The sequence below is a fragment of the Parazoarcus communis SWub3 = DSM 12120 genome, assembly GCF_003226565.1.
In the GTDB taxonomy this organism is placed as follows: Bacteria; Pseudomonadota; Gammaproteobacteria; order Burkholderiales; family Rhodocyclaceae; genus Parazoarcus; species Parazoarcus communis.
This window is the reverse complement of sequence record NZ_QKOE01000035.1, coordinates 1-16,453: the sequence shown is the minus strand read 5'-3', so window position 1 is coordinate 16,453 and position 16,453 is coordinate 1. Positions and strand designations below refer to the sequence as shown.

At 64.6% G+C, this 16,453-nt stretch carries 15 protein-coding genes; 2 read left to right on the top strand and 13 right to left on the bottom strand.

Annotated features, from left to right (window positions below; genetic code table 11):
* The 13 genes from DNK49_RS22200 to DNK49_RS22140 form a co-directional block, all read right to left on the bottom strand.
* On the bottom strand, positions 1-265 hold a 265-nt coding region (locus tag DNK49_RS22200; RefSeq protein WP_424445305.1), incomplete at its 3' end, for an ABC transporter permease subunit.
* A 56-nt stretch (positions 266-321) separates the two neighbouring features.
* Positions 322-1,359: a branched-chain amino acid ABC transporter permease gene (locus tag DNK49_RS22195; RefSeq protein WP_110530147.1), complete on the bottom strand. Its 1,038-nt coding sequence runs from the start codon at positions 1,357-1,359 to the stop codon at positions 322-324.
* Positions 1,360-1,629: 270 nt separating this feature from the next.
* Positions 1,630-2,781 (bottom strand): ABC transporter substrate-binding protein, encoded by a 1,152-nt coding sequence (locus DNK49_RS22190; protein ID WP_110530144.1) that lies wholly within the window; start codon positions 2,779-2,781, stop codon positions 1,630-1,632.
* 62 nt (positions 2,782-2,843) lie between these two features.
* Entirely contained in the window at positions 2,844-3,572 is a 729-nt protein-coding gene (locus DNK49_RS22185) for an SDR family oxidoreductase (RefSeq protein ID WP_110530141.1), read from the bottom strand.
* A gap of 10 nt (positions 3,573-3,582) precedes the next feature.
* Positions 3,583-4,368 (bottom strand): cyclase family protein, encoded by a 786-nt coding sequence (locus DNK49_RS22180; protein WP_110530138.1) that lies wholly within the window; start codon positions 4,366-4,368, stop codon positions 3,583-3,585.
* A 26-nt stretch (positions 4,369-4,394) separates the two neighbouring features.
* Entirely contained in the window at positions 4,395-5,648 is a 1,254-nt protein-coding gene (locus tag DNK49_RS22175) for an SDR family NAD(P)-dependent oxidoreductase (RefSeq protein WP_110530135.1), read from the bottom strand.
* The gene (locus tag DNK49_RS22170; RefSeq protein ID WP_243632479.1) at positions 5,645-6,838 is read right to left on the bottom strand and encodes a thiolase family protein; all 1,194 of its coding nucleotides are present in this window, start codon (positions 6,836-6,838) and stop codon (positions 5,645-5,647) included. Before DNK49_RS22170 ends, DNK49_RS22175 begins: the two co-directional genes overlap by 4 nt.
* Positions 6,835-8,466, bottom strand: coding sequence for an AMP-binding protein (locus DNK49_RS22165; RefSeq protein WP_110530131.1), 1,632 nt, complete (start codon positions 8,464-8,466; stop codon positions 6,835-6,837). Before DNK49_RS22165 ends, DNK49_RS22170 begins: the two co-directional genes overlap by 4 nt.
* A 13-nt stretch (positions 8,467-8,479) precedes the next feature.
* Positions 8,480-8,962 carry an aromatic-ring-hydroxylating dioxygenase subunit beta gene (locus tag DNK49_RS22160; protein ID WP_110530127.1) on the bottom strand — a complete coding sequence of 161 codons (483 nt, stop codon included), beginning with the start codon at positions 8,960-8,962 and terminating at the stop codon, positions 8,480-8,482.
* Positions 8,963-9,001: 39 nt separating this feature from the next.
* Complete coding sequence (locus DNK49_RS22155; protein WP_110530124.1) at positions 9,002-10,315, bottom strand: aromatic ring-hydroxylating dioxygenase subunit alpha; 1,314 nt, start codon at positions 10,313-10,315, stop codon at positions 9,002-9,004.
* Between the two features lie 16 nt (positions 10,316-10,331).
* On the bottom strand, positions 10,332-11,309 hold the full coding sequence (locus tag DNK49_RS22150; protein WP_207807087.1) for a PDR/VanB family oxidoreductase: 978 nt from the start codon (positions 11,307-11,309) through the stop codon (positions 10,332-10,334).
* A 47-nt stretch (positions 11,310-11,356) separates the two neighbouring features.
* The gene (locus DNK49_RS22145) at positions 11,357-12,952 is read right to left on the bottom strand and encodes an indolepyruvate oxidoreductase subunit beta family protein (RefSeq protein WP_110530118.1); all 1,596 of its coding nucleotides are present in this window, start codon (positions 12,950-12,952) and stop codon (positions 11,357-11,359) included.
* A gap of 14 nt (positions 12,953-12,966) precedes the next feature.
* A complete protein-coding gene (locus DNK49_RS22140; protein ID WP_110530115.1) occupies positions 12,967-15,183 on the bottom strand; it encodes an indolepyruvate ferredoxin oxidoreductase subunit alpha in 2,217 nt (738 codons plus the stop codon).
* A 56-nt stretch (positions 15,184-15,239) separates the two neighbouring features.
* Between DNK49_RS22140 and DNK49_RS23975 the strand changes: the two genes are divergently transcribed.
* Positions 15,240-15,485 carry a hypothetical protein gene (locus tag DNK49_RS23975; protein WP_133255146.1) on the top strand — a complete coding sequence of 82 codons (246 nt, stop codon included), beginning with the start codon at positions 15,240-15,242 and terminating at the stop codon, positions 15,483-15,485.
* A gap of 444 nt (positions 15,486-15,929) precedes the next feature.
* Positions 15,930-16,453 (top strand): Rieske 2Fe-2S domain-containing protein (locus DNK49_RS22135; RefSeq protein WP_165843413.1); only part of this gene is annotated, 524 nt, incomplete at its 3' end.

The window sequence follows — 16,453 nt, the reverse complement described above, 5'->3', positions numbered from 1 at the left end:
AGGGCGAACCGGCCAGCCACGACAGGTAGCCGGGCAGGTCGGTGGCGGTGGTGAGCAGCCCGGTGGTGTAGGCGCCCAGACCGACGAAGGCGGCCTGGCCGAAGCTGGTGAGCCCGCCCACGCCGGTCAGCAGCACCAGCCCGAGCGCGACCATGGCGTACAGGCCGATGTAGTTGAGCAGGGTGACGTAGAACGGCGGCAGCACCAGCGGGGCGACCAGCAGCAGGCCGAGAAAGACGCCAAGCACGAGGCGGGGCGAGAGCATGGCGGAGGCTCCTTGTGCGGAAGACGAGGGCATGGGGTCGAGAGGCAGACGGGCGGTCATTCCTCCTCCTCCACATGGCGGATGGTGAGCGAACGCCACAGCAGGAAGGGGATGATCAGCGTGAATACAATCACCTCCTTATAGGTACTGGCCCAGAATGCAGAGAAGGCTTCGAGCAGGCCCACCAGCACCGCACCCAGTGCCGCGATCGGGTAACTCACCAGACCACCGATGATCGAGCCGATGAAGCCCTTCAGGCTGATGATGAAGCCCGAGTCGTAGTAGATGGTGGTGATCGGGGCGATCAGCACGCCCGACAGCGTGGCGATCAGCGTGGCCAGAAAAAAGCTCGCCTTGCCGGCGAATACCGGCGAGATCCCCATCAACTGGGCACCGACACGGTTGATCGCGGTGGCGCGCAGGGCCTTGCCGTAGATGGTGCGTTCGAAGAACTGGTAGAGCACGATGATCAGCGCAATCGACACTGCAATCACCCACAAGGTCTGGCTGTTGAGCGTGATCGGGCCGAGTGCAAGACCAGCTTCGGAGAAGGGCGCAGTCTTGGCGCCGGAGGGGCCGAATACCAGGAGTGCCAGACCGACCAGGGCCACATGGACCGCAATCGACACGATCAGCAGGATCAGCACCGGCGCGGAGGCGATGGGCTGGTAGAACAGGCGGTAGGTCTGCGGCCCCAGCGGTACGACGATCGCCAGCGTGAGCAGTACCTGCACGCTCATCGGCAGGTCGGCCAGTGGCATCTGGTAAAGGGCGTAACCGAGCACGAAAGGGTAAGTCAGGCGCAGCGCCTGGGCGCTGGAAAAGCGCAGGCGGCCGCTATTGCGGTAGCTCGCCAGCAGGTCGGCGGTGGCCACGGCAACGGCAAAGCCGGCCACCAGCCAGATCAGCGCGGGGGCCTTGCCGGCCTGAAACGCGGCCATGGTCAGTGCGCCAAAGGCAACGAATTCACCCAGGGGAATGAACAGCACCCGGGTGACGGTGAAGACAAGCAGGATGGAGAGCGCCAGCAACGCGTAGATCGCACCGTTGGTGATGCCGTCCTGCCCGAGGATCATGGCGATCTGCAGGTTCATGTGTAGGTGTCCTATTGGGGCCGGACGCTCGACGCGATGGACGCGCGTGCCGGACAATGCGACGCGGGTGGCGCCATTCGTTCCGGGGCCGGCAGAAAACGCAGGATGAGCGCATCCACCGGCCGTCGGCATGCGGGCAGGGGTCATCCTGCCCGCATCCGTGCGATCCGGAACAGCCGGGCGGCTTGGCATTTCGCTTGCGCGGGTGCTGCCGCCTCTTGCCGTCACGCCTTCAGGCGTGCGGCATTGTGGTGAATGGAGAAGGGCGGCTTACTTCAGCAGCTTCCAGGTGCCGTCCTTGACGGTGATCATCACCCGGCCACGCTCGTCAAAACCGCTGTGGTCGGCGGGCGTCATGTTGTACACGCCCTGGGTGGCGACCAGTTCCTTGGTCTGCTCGAGTGCGTCGCGCAAGGCGCTGCGGAATTCGGCCGTGCCGGGCTTACCCTTCTGCGCGGCAAGCGGAATCGCTTGTTGCAGCAGCAGGCCGGCGTCATAGACGTTGGCGCCGAAGGTGGCCGGCTTGTGGCCATGCATCTTCTCGTAGGCGGCGATGTAGTCGGCAGCGACCTTCTTGGACGGGTTGCTGTCAGGCATTTCGTCCAGCACCAGCATCAGGCTGGCGGCGAGGATGGTGCCTTCGACCTTCTTGCCACCCAGCTTCAGGAAGTCGGGCAGGGCGGCGCCGTGGGTCTGGTACATCTGACCCTTGTAGCCCATGTCGACCAGCGTGGTGTGCGGCAGCACCGACGGGCCGCCCGGTGCGGTGACCAGCACGGCATCCGGCTTGGCGCCAAGAATCTTCAGTGCCTGGCCGGTGACCGAGCTGTCGGAGCGCTGGAACTTCTCCGTGGCGACGATCTTGATGCCGGCCTTTTCGGTCAGCCCTGCCATGACCTTGGCCCAGTTCTCGCCATAGGGGTCGGCGGTGCCGATCAGACCCAGGGTCTTGATGCCGGTCTTGCTCATGTGTTCGATCAGCGCTTCGGCGATGATGTCATCGTTCTGCGTGGTCTTGAACACCCACTTCTTCTGTTCGGTCATCGGCAACACCACCGCGGCGGTGCCGACCGGCGCCAGCATCGGGGTGCCGGCTTCGGCGACGAACTGGATCGCGCCCATGGCGTTGGGCGAGCCCGACGGTCCGATGATGGCGTCAACCTTCTGTTCGCTCAGCAGCTTCTTGACTGCGGTGACCGATGCGGTCGAGTCGCTGGCGTCATCCAGGGTGATGTATTCGACGGTGAGGTCACCGACCTTGGTCGGCAGCAGCGGAACAGTGTTCTTCTGCGGAATGCCGACCAGTGCGGTGGGGCCGGTGGACGAGGCGATGACACCGACCTTGACCTGGGCAAAGGCACTGCCGGCAAAGGCAGTCAGGGTGGCGAGAGCGACGGCAGCGGGGAGTTTCTTCAGCATCATGGCGGTAAGCTCCGTGGGTGTGGTCGTACTGTGGTGAAAGGGATAAACCGTAAATGCGGGCATCAGATGGTGATGGTGCCCACGCTCGCGCCACCGCAGACATACAGCGTCTGCCCGGTGACGAAACTGTTGGCGGGATCGGCAAAGAACATCACCGCGCGGGTGACATCGTCGGCGCGGCCCACCCGCTTGACCGGAATCGAATTGGCCAGCGCCTGCTCGCGCTCGCTGCCGGGTTCGATCACGGCGTAATACATTTCGGTCTGGATCGGGCCCGGGGCCACCACATTAACCGTGATGCCCTTCGGTGCCAGCTCCAGTGCCCAGGTGCGCGCCATGCCGATCATGCCGGCCTTGGTGGCGGAATAGGCGGTGCGCGTCTGCAGGCCCAGCGCACCACGCGAGGACATCAGCACCACGCGGCCAAAGCGGCGCTCGGTCATGCCCGGCAGTACCGCCTGCATCAGGCTGATGGCCGCGCCCAGATGGATCTGGGTCAGACCCTGCAGTTCCTCGAGCTTGACCTCGCCCAGCAGCTTGGGCCAGATCACCCCGGCGTTATGGACGAAGTGCGTCACTGCAAACTCGGCGGCGATGGCTTGTGCGGCCTGCTCGGTAGCCACCGCGTCCAGCAGGTCCACCTGCACGGTCTTGAGGCGCGGGTGTGACCAGTCCGGTGCGCGCCGTGCCATCGAGATGACTTCGTAGCCGTCGTCGAGCATGCGCTTGCACAGGTCGGCACCGATGCCGGCCGAACCGCCAGTGACGACTGCAATCAGTCTGTCGCTCATCGTCTGCTCCTCAGGCCGAAGGTGTCAGTGCCAGCACGCGCAACGGGCTGCCCGAACCGTTACGGATCTTCAGCGGTGCGGCAAAGATCAGCGCGCCTTGCGGTGGCAGCTGGTCAAGGTTGGTGAGGCATTGCAGGCCGTAGCGGTTGTTGCCGTGCATGAAGTAATGGCAGGGGTAGGGCGGGTTGAGGTGATGAGCCTGGCCGGCATCGGTGCCGACCGATTCCGTACCGAAGCCATGCACGTTTCGTTCCCGGATCAGCCAGGGCACCACCTCTGCGTCCGGGCCGGGCGAGTGGGCACCGTCTTCGGCCATGTTCAAGTATTCCTTGGGCGTGGCACGCTTGGACCAGTCGGTGCGCAGCAGCACCCAGGATCGCTCCGGAATGCGGCCGTGCTTTTCCTCCCAGGCCTTGACGTAGTCGATGGTGAGCAGGAAGTCGGCGTTCTCGGCGGCTTCCTTCGACACGTCGATGACACAGGCAGCAGCAATGAAATTTTCCACCGGCATCGAGTCGACGGTGTTGTCCGGCAGGTCCTTGCCACTGATCCAGTGTGCCGGCGCATCGAAGTGGGTGCCGGTGTGCTCGGACATCGAAAAGTTGTTCCAGTACCAGGCCGGGCCGCGCTCGTCATAGCGCGAGATTTCTTCGATACGGAAAGGCCAGGCCTGGCCGAACTCCGGCGGCAGCACAATGGTCGGGAACTCGGGCGACAGGGTCTGGGTGAGGTCGACCATCTTCAGTCGGCCGTTCAGCAGTTCGTTCAGAAACTGGGTCAGTACGGGGGTGCTCATGTGCTGCTCCTGTTGGGGGCCAGGACTTATTGGCCGAGTTCGCGTTCGACGGCTTTGTGGTTGTCGCGCAGGCGCTCGCGGATTTCTTCCGCGATGTCGCCGACGTAGAGGTCTTCGATGCCGTCCTGCAGGCCCTTGACGATGGCCTTGGCCACCGCGGCTGGGGCAAGCTTGGGGGGTGGGGTGAGCTGCTCCCAGTCCTCTTCGATGGGGCCGGGGAACACATTGAGCACACGCACGCCGGCACCACGCAGTTCCGCACGCAGGGTCTGCGATGCCGACAGCGCCGCGGCCATGGAGGCCGACCACGCGCCACGGGAAGGCAGGGCAGCCAGGGCGTGGATCGACAGCACATTGACCCAGGCAACAGCGTGGTTGCTGCCGTCGGCGGCGCGGAAGCACATGCCCGGACCAAAGGCCTGGGCCAGGCGCATCAGGCCCAGCACATTCACCTCCATCGCATCACGGGCGAGGATCACGTCCTTGCGCCCCAGGATGCCGCCATCGCGCAGATGGCTGGCAGTGTTGACCAGGATCTCGACCTTGCCGCCGATCGAGGCAGCCACGCGGTCTACCGAATCGGTGTCGGTGACGTCGAGTTCAACCACCTGAACGCGCGGGTCCGCAGCCAGTTTGTCGAATGCGGCAACCGTCTTCCAGCTGCTCGGATCGCCCAGGAAGATGGTGGCTGCGCCCGCATCGAGCATCGCCCGGGCCGTGGCCAGGCCCATTGCCGATTTGCCGTCGGTGACCAGCACGCGGCGGAACTTCGGGTCGCAGGTCGATTCGCGCATCTGTGCAGCGTCGTTCATGTTGGGGGTGTCCTTTGCCGGCAGGGCGTGGAGCACTGCCTGGCCGCTGCGGTCCAGCTTCAGGGTCAGGCGCACCGGCACGCCGGTGCCCTCGGGGGCGGCGCAGTCCTCGTGAATGTGGGCGACCACCACCGGGCCAGCGGTCATTTTTACCGTGCCCACGCGCCACGGCAGGCGTTCGCGAAAGTAGAGGTCGTTGCTGTGACGCAGCGTGCTCAGCGCAATCAGCTCGCCGCGGTTGTCCACCGGCTTCCAGGCCAGGTGTTCGGACAGGCAGTAGCCGCACACCTCGCGCGGCGGGTACTGCACGCTGCCGCAATCGGCACATACCTGCAGCTCGAACCGGCCTTCGGCGGCGGCGCGGGTCAGGCCCAGTGCGGTGCGGCTGCGCGCGCCGGGCGGGCGGGTGGCAAGCCGGGTGCGCTCGACCGGATTCTTTTTTCTGGGTTTGAGCAGTGGTTCGGTCATGCCGACGCCCCCCGTTCGAGGATGGCTGCGCCAGAGCACAGGCCGCGGTCATAATTGATCATGCCAAAGCCGGACACCATGCCAAGCCGGGCCTTGGCGACCTGGGTGGCGGCTGCGGTGCCAGTGAGCTGGCGCAGGGCCTGGACGAGCCCCAGGTATCCCCCCGCTGCGCCGGCCTGACCCACCGAGAGCTGACCGCCCGAGGTGTTGAACGGAAAATCGCCATCGATGGTGAAGCGGTGCTGGCGTACGAAGGCCGAGGCTTCGCCCTTGGCGCAGAAGCCGAGATCTTCGAACTGCATCATGTTGATCACCGGATAGTCGTCGTAGGTCTCGAGAAAGTCGATGTCCTCCGGCGCGGTGCCTGCGTGTGCATACAGTGCGTCCTTGTCCATCGCCCAGCCGCCACGGAACTGGATCGGATCGTCCGGAAACGCATTGTGGCGCTCGATGGTGGAGCGGATGCGCACGAAGGGCAATTGCAGCGCACGGGCGCGATCCTCGGTCATCACCAGATAGCCCTCTGCGCCGGCACAGGGCATCACGCAGTCGAACAGGTGGATGGGGTCAGTGATCGGGCGGGCATCCATGTATTGCTGCAGCGTCAGCGGCTTCTTCATCAGCGCGTGGGGGTTGTTCAGCGCGTTGTCGCGCTGGGCGACACACAGCTTGCCGAAGTCCTCACGGGTGGCACCGTAGTGCCGCATGTAATAGTCGGTCAGCAGCGCGAAGCTGGCATTGGGGCCGCCTGCGCCGTAGGGATAGACCGCGTCCTGGGCAAAACGCGAGAACTGGCTGACGGTGTTGCGGAAGGAGTCCACCTGGTTGGTGTCGCCGGCAATGCAGGCAATCACCTCGGCGTCTCCGGCCTGTACCGCGCGTGCTGCACGGCGCAGCGCAACCACGCCAGAGGCGCCGCCCATCGGGATGTGGTCCAGCCAGCGCGGGCTCATGCCGAGGTGCTGCATCAGGCCGACGGCAGTGTCGGGTCCCAGGGTGAAGCTGGACACGCACACCCCGTCGACATCGGTCTTGGCAAGTCCGGCGCCGCGGATCAGCTCGCCCAGTGCCCGGCCCAGCCACCAGTGCGCGCTGCGGCTGGAGTAGCGCGCATAGGGCACGGTGACCGGCATGACGGCCACCACGCCGTCGTAGCCCTGGCGTGCGCGCGGGGTTGCAGGCGCGCTCACTTGTGGTCCCCCTGGCGCTTCTTCATTGCGCAGGTGTTGACGCAGTGGGGGGCGTCGACCAGGGTGGGGGCGAGTGCCTTGAGTTCGCCGCGCTGGATCTTGTTGGTGGTGGTCAGCGGCAGGGCGTCGACAAATGCGACGTAGCCCGGTGCCTTGTAATAGGCCAGCTGCGACAGGGTCCAGTTGACCAGGTCGGCGGCGGCGGCTTCCATCGCGGCACGGTCGGCAGGTTTGTCCTGTGCCACGACCAGGGCCATCACCTCGTCGCCGCGCACGGCATCGGGCACGGCTGCCACTGCAACCGACTTGACCAGGCCGTGCTGCTGCAGGACGGCTTCGACCTCTACCGCAGCGATGTTCTCGCCACTGCGGCGGATGACGTTCTTCTTGCGGTCGACGAAGTGCAGATAGCCTTCGGCGTCACGGCGCACGATGTCGCCGGTGTGGAACCAGCCGCCGGCCCACGCTTCCTCGGTGGCGGCTTCGTCCTTCAGGTAGCCGGCAAGAAAGCCGTAACGCGGATCCGCACCGGCATGGCGTACCAGCAGCTCGCCTTGCTCCTCGGCACCAGCCTCGTTGCCGTCGTCCTTGACGATGCGCACCAGCACGTCGGCTTCTTCCTTGCCGAAGCAGGAGGTGCCGATCTGGCGGGGTTCGCGGTTGGCGATGATGACGGCACCCGCACCGGTCTCGGTCATCGCCCAGGCTTCGAGCAGCGGAAAGCCGAAGCGCGCCTCGAACGGCGCATGCAGGGTGCGATCCACCCCGGCGCCAAAGCCGAAGCGCACGGTGTGATTGCGATCTGCCGGGCTGGGAGCCGCCTTCATCAGCATGGCCGGCATCACGCCCAGGTAGTGCACCACGGTGGCCCGCGAGTCGCGCACGCTGTCCCACCAGCTGCGCGGGTGGAAGCGGTCGAGCGGAATCAGGCAGCCACCGGTCATCACCATGGCCATGGCCGAGTAGGCCATGGCGTTCATGTGCACCAGCGGCAGCGGCGTGATCATGCGCTCGCACCCTTCGCGCAGGCCGGCCAGACCGCCGATCTCCGCATACCATTGACCGGCATGCAGGAAGTAGCGGTTGGGCAATATGCAGCCCTTGGGGCGGCCGGTGGTGCCCGAGGTGTAGAGCAGTGCGCACTCGGTGAGTACGTTGGGTTCGGTATCGAACGGTGCCGGGAACGGGGCGTCCGGCGGCACGTCCCGCTCGCCCATGACGCGCAGCGGGCGACCGGCCTTGGCGGCCGCGGCCTTCAGATCGTCATGGCGGTGAGGCAGGGCGATGGCCAGGGCGATTTCCGAGTGGCCGATCAGGTATTCGAGTTCGGCCGCACGCATGTCGGGATTGATCGGGACGACCGAAACGCCGAGTGCATTGAGGGCGAACCAGTGCAGAAAGAACGAGGGCCGGTTCTCCAGCAGGACGCCGACACGGTGGCCGTGGCCGTAGCCCGCGGCGGCGTAGGCCGAACGCAGGAATTCGACACGCTCGGCCGCCTCGGCGTAGCGCAGTTCGCCAGCCGGAATGTCGTAGATGTCGGCAGTTTCCTGCAGGATGCAGAGGAAGGGCTGGCGGGCCCAACGCACTGCGGCAAGCGAGAAGGCCTGGTGGACGGTGTTTGCCAAGTCGTTCTCCCGCTTACATGAAGAGCTGGATGTTGCCGAAGGCCGCATCGCAGTTGACCAGATCGACCCGCTTCAGACGGATCTTGAGTGCGCCGTCGGTTTCGACCAGGTGGTGTGTGGTCCAGCCCGCGTACAGGGTCTGTTTGTCGAGCCGGGTTTCGGTGTAGTGGAAGGCGGTACGGACCACATGCTCGCCCTTGGCCGGATCGGAGGATTCGATGCTTGGCGCTTGCAGCAGGTGATGGCAGCGGCTCTTGGGCTGTTGCGAGAAGGTGCGCTGGCCGTGCAGGCGTTCGATCCGCACCCGCAGCAGCAGCGTGTCTTCGTACAGCAGCGAGGTGTGGAGCACCGGGTCCTGCTGGTCGTGTGCCAGCGGCATCCAGTAGTAACCGTCGTCGGTGAACAGCTTGAGCCAGTCGTCGAAGCGCTGCTCGTCGAGCATGCGTGCTTCGGCATAGACGAAGTCGGTGAGGGTCTTTTCGGTGATGGCAGTCATGATGGTCTGATCCTTGTTCGGGTGTCCGGTGGTCGAGGCTTACATGCTCTCGGTCATGAACTTCACCCAGGACCGCATCTGGGCCCGCATCTGCATTTCGTTGGTGCCGTTGGTGACGACGTTCTTCTGGTCCTTTTCGGCAGCGTCGAACAGACGGCCGATGTTGATCCAGTCGCGTCCGCGGGCGTGCAGGCCCTCCTGCGCGCGCTCGTACATTTCCAGATCGTCGTGGCCCACCACCGAGGTCGGGGCGTTGATCAGGCGGTTGTACATCGCGGTACGCTCGAGCAGCTTGTCGGGCGCGCCGACCAGACGGAAGGTCCAGGATTCGACCAGGGTCTTGTCAGCGGCAATCGGCTTGAACAGCCGCAGGGTCTGGATCGGCCCCTTGACCATGATGTTGGGCCAGTACACCGTGTTGTGGCGGACGTCGCCGAGAATCTGCTTCGCGCGGTCCTCGCCATAGGCGGCGACCATCTGATCCCAGTAGCCGGGGACTTCAGAGTAGGCCGCGTGAATGGAGTTGGACACGCCAGTGTGGCCGTGGCCGTTTTCCCACACGCGGATGCCCATGCCTTCGAAGAACTCATAAGGCGACATGAAGGGGGCGAACAGCTCCACCGCCATCGGCTTCGGTGTGCCTTCCGGTGCCTCGTTCCAGACGCGCACCGCGGTACCGGCGGAGGATTCATGCGCCACCATCGGATGGCAGGTGTCGGTCTGGTTGTCGACCAGCATCTTCCAGTTGCAGTTGTGCATGTAGCGCAGCACGCCGCCAGCGACTTCGAGTTTGCCCTCGGGCGAACGGTCCACCATGTTGTCCAGTGTGGACAGCGACTCGCCGAAGTATTCCTCGAAGCTCGGGCCGCCCTCATTCAGGCGGCAGAACACGAAGTCGCGATAGACCTTGACGTTCTTCACCGCGGCCATGCCGTGGCTGGCTTCGCAGTTCTCGAAACCGGTGTTTTCGTAGCCTTTCTTCAGCGGAATGGCCAGCAGGCTGCCATCGGTCTTGAAGGTCCAGGCGTGATAGGGGCAACGGAAGAACTTGCCGGTGTTGCCGCACACCTCGCCAGCCACCTTCACCCCCTTGTGCGGGCAACGGTTGTAGAGCACGCGCACGCTGTCGTCGCTGTGCCGGACCATGACCACCGGTTCGGTGCCGACGGTGGTGGTGTAGTAGTCACCCTTGTTCGGAACCTGGCTGGCATGCCCCACATAGACCCAGGTGTTGGCGAACAGGTGTTCCATCTCGAGCTCGAACAGCTCCTGGTCGATATAGGTGTCCTTATGGACTTCGGTGTCGCGCACCAGGGCGCGGATGGCATCGGGATTGCCGCGGTATTTGCTCATTGCCAGTCCCCTTGGGTCAGAGATCGAGCACCAGGCGGGCCGATTTGGCGCGCGAGATGCAGATCTGGATCAGTTTGCCGCCCGCCTTTTCGGCGTCGGACAGGAAGTAGTCGCGGTGATCGGGCTCGCCCTCGATCACGGTTGCGGTGCAGACACCGCATTCGCCGCGCTTGCAGTCGTACATCGGGTCGCAGCCTTCGGCTTCCATCACCTCAAGAATGGTCTTGTCGGCGGGAACGGTGAGCACCTTGCCCGACTGCGCCAGCTCGACCTCGAAGGGCTGGTCGCCGGCTTGCGGCGCCGCGCTGGCGAAGAGCTCGAAATGCACCCGGTCGGTGGGCCATCCGCGCGCCTTGGCGCCCTCGATCAGTGCATCGATCATGCCCTTGGGGCCGCACACGTAAAGGTGCTGGGTCGGTGACAGGCGATCGAGCAGGGCGCCGAGGTCGAACCGGGTCGCCGCGTCATCGTCGGCATGCAGGTGCAGGCGGTCGCCAGCCAGCGTGCGCAGCGCGTCGACAAAGGCCAGTTGATCGGCTGAGCGGCCACTGTAGTGCAGCATGTAGGGACGGTTGGCGGACTGCAGGGCGGCGGCCATGGCCGCGATCGGCGTGATGCCGATACCGCCGGCGATCAGCACGATCTCGCCCTCGCCGGGACTGGCGGGGTGCAGCGGGAAATCGTTCTTCGGGCCCTTGACGGTGATCCGGTCGCCCACGACGAGGCCGTGCATGTAGCGCGAGCCGCCGCTGCTGTCGGCTTCCAGTCGGACGCCAAGGCGGTATTCGGCCGGCGCCTCGAAGGCGCCGGGGGTGGCGTCGAAGGTGACGAGGGAGTAGCAGCGTGGATCGGCGAGGCCGGGCACGCTCACCTGCAAATGGGCGCCGGGGGAGAACGGAGGGAGGGAAGTTCCCCCCGACGCCCGCAGGTGAAGGGTACGGATCAATGCGGTCTCGGCACTTGCCGCAGTGACCGTGAGTTCCAGTTCTGCCATTGCTGTCATCCTCTCTCGTCTGCCTGTCTTTATTTATGTGCTGCGGGTCATGCGGCCTTGCGTTCGAATCCTGATGTTGGGTTGGTCAGGCCGCGTATCACCTGTCCCATCTGGATCTCCAGTTGCCGGCCTTCTTCGTCGGCCAGCGCTGCTTCGCGCAGGCGGGCCAGCGTGGGGGCGGCGTCGGCCTGGCCAAGCAGGCGGTCTGCAGCCTCCATCAAGCGGGCGAAGCGGTCGCCGCTGCGCGCGTGGGTTCCGCTGTAGCCCTTGACCAGGCGACGGCAGTGGGCAATCTCCACCGCCAGTGCATAGTCGGCCGACACTGCGGCGGTGACTCTCTTCACCCATTGCTCGATGCCGGCGAACTCGATCTGATGACGCAGCGTGCTGCGGCGGAAGCGGCGCATGCCCGACAGCAGGTACAGGGCCAGGAACCACTTCAGCGTACCGGTCTGCACGCGGCGGCCATGTTCCATGCGACGCTTGACGAAGCCGCCGATGCCCTTGGACTGCTCCAGCCAGCGGCCGAGCCCGGCGGGCAGGGTGCCGCAAATCTCCTCGAGACGCGGATGCATGAATTCGGTGGTGTAGACCAATTGGTCGGCCTTGGCGCCCACTTCCTTGCGCACGCGCTCGAAACGGCTGCCGCGGGTCTTCAGGTCGGCCACGCGGATCACATCGTCGTAGCTCATGGCCACTGCGAGACGGTGGGCCATCGCACCGGTCAGTGCCCAGGCCGCTGTGTCGCCGCCATGCTGGGCGTCGAGCGCGCGGATCTTGTCCATGCGGTCGAGATACTCGGTGGCGTAGGCCAGATCCTGGAAGTCGATCAGGCGGCGCAGGCCCGCCACCAGCATGCCGTGGGCGCTGGCAGGAAAGTCGCGCTTGACGCGATCGAGCAGGGCCTGGGTGGCAGGGCTGGCTGCGCGCTCCGGCACTTCGGGTGCGGGCCGTGAGGTGTCGATCGGTGCGGGACTGGCGGGTGCCGCGGCGGCGGCATCGAAACCGAGCGCAAAGGCGCGCAGGCTGGCATCCACGCCCTTGCCGCTGTGGCGGATGGTGTCCTCGAAGGCGGCACGTTCGAAGGGCAGTGCGCCTGAGCCGGCGATCGCGCCGAACAGGCTGGCAGAGATCACGCTGCCGGCTTTCTCGGCCATCTCCTGCAGATCGAAGCACATCAGCCGTTTTGCGGCTTCGCGACCGGCGTCGATGACCTTGTTGGGGTCGGCGATACCATTGCCGAGTGCGGCTTTTTCACCCACGGCGAAGCTGCGGTGACTGGAGGTGATCAGCGTGGTGCGGTCCGGGGCGACCAGACCGCGCTGCATGGCACGACCGGCCTCCATCAATTCGGCTGCCACCACCAGATCCACGTCTCCCGGGGTTGGCATCATTGCCAGCGTGGGCGGTTTGCCGGCGGCACGGGCCGCACTTTCAGGCAGCAGTTCGAGGTAGTAGATGGTGGCACCGGTGCGCTGGGCGACGCCGGGGACCGAGGTGGTCTGTGCCCACCAGCCGGCCGCTTCGGCCATCTCCACGATCCAGTCGGCAAGTACGCCACCGCCCTGGCCGCCCATGGCGAGAATGGCGATCTTGATCGGGGTGCCCGGGTGAAGGACGATGTTCGATGTCGTTGTGCTCATGTCTGTCTCTCTCCTCACAGGGCAAAGCGCGCCTGGCGTTCGGCACGGCGGCGTTGCAGGAAGCCGATCACGGCCTTGCGGATCTTGGCCATGAAGCGGTCGCCACCCGTGGGGTTGTGGATGATGTCGGCGCGGTAGAAGGACGGGCACAGCACGGCGGCTTCGGCGACTTCGCCGCAGTTGCCACAGCCGACGCAACCGCTGTCGACGTGGGCGACCGGATCTTCCTTCAGCGGGTCGCCGCTGTCCTTGACCGACAGCGAAGGGCAGCCCGATAGCCGGATGCAGGCATGGTCGCCGGTACAGACATCGGCATCGACACCAAAACGCTCCTTGACGGCACGCTGGCCGGACTTGACCGCCTTGGTGAACAAGGGCTTGATCCGGCGCTGCTTGTTGAGCATGCACTCGGACTGGGCAATGATCACCTTCGGTCCATCGGTCGTGGTGGTCAGTGCCTCTTCCAGGGTGTCGCGCACGCGGGCCACATCGTAGGTGCGGTCAATGGTGCGCACCCATTTCACCCCGGCGCCACGGATGGCGTGTTCGATCGGGTTCTTGGTCGAGCGGTCGGGGTTGTCAGCGCGCGAGGACGGGATGTCCTGGCCGCCGGTGGCTGACGAGTAGTAGTTGTCGACGATGACGATGACGCCATCGTTCTTGTTGAATACCGCGTTGGCGATGCCCGAGGTCAGGCCGTTGTGCCAGAAGCCACCATCGCCCATCACCGAGATCGAACGCTTGCCGGTCTTGACGTTGAATGCCGAGCTCGACGCTGCACCCAGGCCATAGCCCATGGTGGTGGCGCCCAGATTGAACGGCGGCAGGATGGAGAACAGGTGGCAGCCGATGTCGCAGGACACATGGTGCGGGCCCAGATCCTGCTGAGCGAGTTTCATCGCGGCAAAGATCGGACGCTCCGGACAGCCGACGCAGAAACCCGCGGGGCGGGCAGGGACGACGTTCGCCAGATCCTTGACCTTGGGATGGAAGGTGATGGGGACTGCAGCCGGTTTGGCTTTGGGGGCGGCAGCTTCCATGGTTGCGACCGCGGTGGCGGCGACCTCGTCCGCAGCGACGGCCTCATGGGTGGCCAGGCAGTCGGCCTGCCAGGTCTTGAGGAAGGCCTCGAGGCCGGTCTTCATCGCCGCCGTGGTGTACTCACCCGCCATCGGCAATACATCCTTGCCCGACAGGTGGGTGGTGACGCCCGCCTTGCGCAGGATGGCGTGAAGATTTTGCTCGATGTAGTCGGGCTGGCCTTCTTCCAGCAGCAGCACGGCGCGCTTGCCGTTGCAGAACTCGATCACTTCTTCGTCGATCACCGGGTAGGTGACGTTCATCACATACATCGGGATCCGGCTGTTGCCGTAGCTGTCAGCCAGGCCGAGCAGCTGCAGCGCACGGATCACGCCGTTGTACAGGCCGCCCTGCAGGATCAGGCCGATGTCCTTGTAGTCGCCGTCGAAGAACTCATTGAGCTTCTTCTCGCGGATGAACTTTACCGCGGCTGGCCAGCGCTGCTGGATCTTCTCGTGCTCGTGGGTGAAGGAGGCCGGCGGCAGCACGATGCGGGTGGTGTCGCGTACCGGGTTCTCCAGCGCCTGCTTCAGGGTGTAGCGCGGGCGCTTGTTTTCCTTGGTGATGAAGCGGCCGTGCACGTGGCAGGAGCGGATGCGCACCTGCAACATCACCGGAGTGTTGGAGGCCTCGGACAGTTCAAAGCCGTCCTCCACTGACTGGACAATGGATTCCAGGTTGGGGCGGGGGTCGAGCAGCCACATCTGCGACTTCATCGCGAAAGCGTGCGAGCGCTCCTGCATGATCGACGAACCTTCGCCGTAATCCTCGCCGATGATGATCAGCGCACCGCCAGTGACACCGCCCGAGGCCAGGTTGGCCAGCGCGTCGGAGGCAACGTTGGTGCCGACGGTGGACTTCCAGGTTACCGCGCCGCGGATCGGGTACATCACCGAGGCGGCCAGCATCGCCGCTGCGGTGGCTTCGGATGCACTGGTTTCGAAATGGACGTCGAGCTCTTCGAGGATCTCGTTGGCGTCCGCCAGCACGTCCATCAGATGGGAAATCGGCGAGCCCTGGTAGCCGCCCACATAGCCCACCCCGGACTGCAGCAGGGCCTTGGTGATGGCGAGGATGCCTTCGCCGCGGAATTCCTCACCGGCAGGAATCCGCAGTTGCTGGACTTCCTTCTTGAACGAGCGTTCAGCCACGGCTCACCTCCGTTTGGATCGCGATCCGGGCGACGTTTTTCTGCTGGGGACAGACCATGTTTTTTCTCCTTTCGCTGTATCCCTGCCTGCCCGTTCCGGTGGTGCACCGCAATGTCGGACCGGCAAGTTTTGCGCTGTTGGTAACTACTTTAGGAATGAACAATTACCTTGTCAATGGAAAAGATGAAATTTCATGGAAGTTGAAAAATACCATGAAAAAACAGTGTGATAGTGATTTCATTGTGGTGCGGCGATGCACCATGCTAGTGCTGCGTCAAAGGCCTTGTGTCGTCTGGGATTGAGGGTTATTGATGTTGCAGGTGCAGCAAAAGCCCGGTTCTGGATGCACCAGAACAGGGCGTCATGAATGAAGCGGGCGTCACCCGAAAGGATGGCGAGTGTGGACGCTAGTGAAGTGGGGCGCCGGGCACTATCCGGATCGTGCAAGGCTTGTCCGGGAACTGCTGTTCCAGCGGTCAGGATTGCGCAAGGGGTTTCTTGATGCCCTGCGGCACGTGGCACTTTGGGGATTGCGGGATGGGGCCGTGTCGCCTGGGAGGCGATCCCCCACGCGTGTTCCGCCGCATATTTTCCGACGGTCAGGTTTTTGCACTCTGGGGATAAACCCGGTACGCAAGGGAGCGCGTCACCCGGTACGCCTGCCTAGGATGCGCCTCGTGGATGCTCTCCGGTCCGGGGGGTTTGAAGATCAGGCGCAGAAGGCGCCGTTGACGAGGGAGCAGGACATGTCAGCAGACGAACCGATCATCCGTCGCCGAGTGGTGAGTGGAGGTCACGGGATCAGTGATGCGCGCACGAACAACGCGAAGACGCAAAGCCAGTACCAGCCGTACAAGGATGCGGCGTGGGGTTTCATCAATCACTGGTACCCGGCGGTGTTCAGCAAGGAGTTGGGCGAAGACGAAGTGAAGGGGATCCAGATCTGCGGCATCCCGATCGTGCTGCGCCGTGTGGACGGGAAGGTGTATGCGTTGAAGGACCAGTGCCTGCACCGCGGGGTGAGGTTGTCGGAGAAGCCGATGTGCTTCAACAAGGAGACGATCTCGTGCTGGTACCACGGTTTCACGTTCGATCTGAAGGACGGCAAGCTGTCGACGATCGTGGCCAATCCGCACGACAAGTTGGTGGGGACGACGGGGATCACCAGCTACCCGACCGAAGAGGTGGCGGGGATGGTGTTCGTGTTCGTGCGTGAGGACGATTTTTCGCTGGATGACGTACCGCCGCTGTCGCAGGACCTGCCGTTCCG